Source organism: Aminobacter sp. P4_H6_2 (genome assembly GCF_056400805.1).
On record NZ_JBFUKO010000777.1, the window covers coordinates 1 to 2,242 of the forward strand.

At 61.2% G+C, this 2,242-nt stretch carries 2 protein-coding genes; one reads left to right on the forward strand and one right to left on the reverse strand.

What is annotated here, in order from left to right; genetic code table 11:
- Positions 1-20: 20 nt before the first annotated feature.
- Positions 21-917 carry a DMT family transporter gene (locus AC1DUU_RS29975; RefSeq protein WP_476786954.1) on the reverse strand — a complete coding sequence of 299 codons (897 nt, stop codon included), beginning with the start codon at positions 915-917 and terminating at the stop codon, positions 21-23.
- Positions 918-1,083: 166 nt separating this feature from the next.
- Here AC1DUU_RS29975 and AC1DUU_RS29980 point away from each other — a divergent pair, with 166 nt between their 5' ends.
- Entirely contained in the window at positions 1,084-1,974 is an 891-nt protein-coding gene (locus AC1DUU_RS29980; RefSeq protein WP_476786955.1) for a LysR family transcriptional regulator, read from the forward strand.
- Positions 1,975-2,242 lie beyond the last annotated feature (268 nt).

Sequence of the window (2,242 nt, forward strand, 5' to 3'; positions counted from 1 at the left end):
ATTAAAGGGCCGTTTGACACTTATCCGCGCGAAGTCAGCCAGACGCCCACCAGAGTTACGCCCAAACCCAGGAACATTGCCGGGGTGAGCGGCTCCGACAACAGCATCCAAGCCCCGAGCATTGTCACTGGCGGGCTCAGGTAAATGGCCGCGCTTACCTTCGCCACTGGGAACATGCGCAGCATGGTGTAGTACACTGAGTAGGCAGCAAACGTAGCGATCAGCACGAGCCAGGCCATGCCGATAGCGAACTCGCGGGTCATGGGCGGCGCGATCCCTCCCTGAGCGATGGCGCAGATGCCGAACAGGACTGCACCCGTCAGCGTGTGGATGCAGAGACTTTGGTGAACCGGCATGTTAAGCGATTCCCGGCCCCTGCGGAGAACCGAAGCCAAGGCGAACACCATCATCGAGCCAATGGTCAACCCGTAAGCCCAAAAGGGGGCGGTACCGAAGCTCAGACTGTCGAAGGACACGATCAGCACTCCCGTGACAGCGATGGCGGTGCCCAACCACTGCCGCCTTGTGAGCCGCTCTCCCAGGAAGGGTTGGGCCATAACCGCGATCGCCAGCGGCACCAGATCGGAGATCAGCGCGACCAGCCCGGTCGGGACGCGCTGCTCGATTGCAAGCGCAAAGCCTCCCAAGTAGATGAAAACCGCCATAACGCCGAACCCGACCTGAGACAGTACGGCGCGCAGACGCATCCTCGGCCCGAAAGCCAGGGCGAACGGAAGCAGCAGGCCCCCCGACAACAGCGTGCGCCAAAACAGCAAGACGGCCACGCTCGCCTGCTCGCTGGCATAGCGGATGCCGACGAACCCCGAACTCCAGCCGATCACGAGCAACGCTGCCATTACGGGCCAGAGGAAGCGGGACCGTGTCGCGGCCGTGGGAGACAGAGAAAGAGCGGTCATGGGATGCCCACATGGATATCATCCCGAGTTACTCATTCCCTGAGGGCCGCGCACATGACAAATTTCGATCATATGATGACAGGCATTGCCTCACGGTAATCATTCCTTGCAAAAATGACATGCTTGGACCATGCAGTCGTCGTATGCCACTAGGTTGGGGCCAAGGATGAACGAGATCAACACCAGGCGGTTGGACATCGATGCGCTGCGTGCGCTTCGGGCGATCAAGCTCCACGGGGGTGTCACCCGGGCTGCCGAGGCGCTCGGGCTTACGCAATCCGCAGTGAGCCACAAGGTCAAGCGCATGGAAACCAGCCTGGGCTGCGAGCTGCTGGATAGACGGCCCGGCGGCGGCATGTTCACCTCCGAAGGAGGGGCGCTGCTTGAATACGCCGTGAAGATCCTCGACCTGCACGACGAGGCGCTGGTCAGCTTGGCGAAGTCCGACCTGGCGGGTCGAATCTTGCTGGGCTCAACTGAGGACACGACCTGTTCGGACTTGTCGCGCATCCTCGGGCGCTTTCGGCGCCTGCATCCCCAGGTAGCGGTGAGAACGAAGGTTCGAATGAGCCTGGTGCTGCGGTCAATGCTCGATCGCGGCGAGCTGGACGTGGCCATCGTGCAGGTTTTCGCCCATGAGGTCCGGCCGACAGATGTGGTGCTGTTTCGCGAGAACCTTCATTGGGTCAAATCCCGCGAGCTGTTGTTGGATCCTGAAGGACCGATCCCATTCCTCTCCTTCGACGACGACTGCTTCTATCGACGCTGGGCAATTGACATTGGACAGGATGGAGGTGCGGACCTGGAAACCGTGTTCGAATGCTCAAGTGCTGCGGGCATCGTCGCCGCGGTGAACGCGGGACTTGGCGTCGCGCTCCTCAGTGACCGCCATCTGCGTCCGGACATGGATATAGTCGACACCCGCCTTCCTGCGCCCCCGCCGCTGGTCTACGTGGTGCGACGCGCAAGGAAGACGAGGAATCCTGCCCTCGAAAGCCTAATCTCCGAGATCGAGAGCGAGGTCAGCCGCTACGGCAAACTGGCATTGGCAGGCTAGCGCAACTGCCTTCAACGACAGCCTTGGGGCCGATTTCGGACCGGCCTGTTTCAGGTTCGGAAGCATCAGAAGCGGACTTACTTCCCGACCCACAAAACGAGCTTGTCGTGGTTTGAGGGCAAGTTTCAGCGGCGGACCGGCCTGGGAGTGCCGAGAGCTGTATTCTCGTCATGCAGCTTACGCCAACGCGAGAAGCGTGCGGGATCGATCCGCCCGTCTTCGAGGGCAATGAGCACGGCGCAGGATGGTTCGTGGGTGTGCGTGCAAT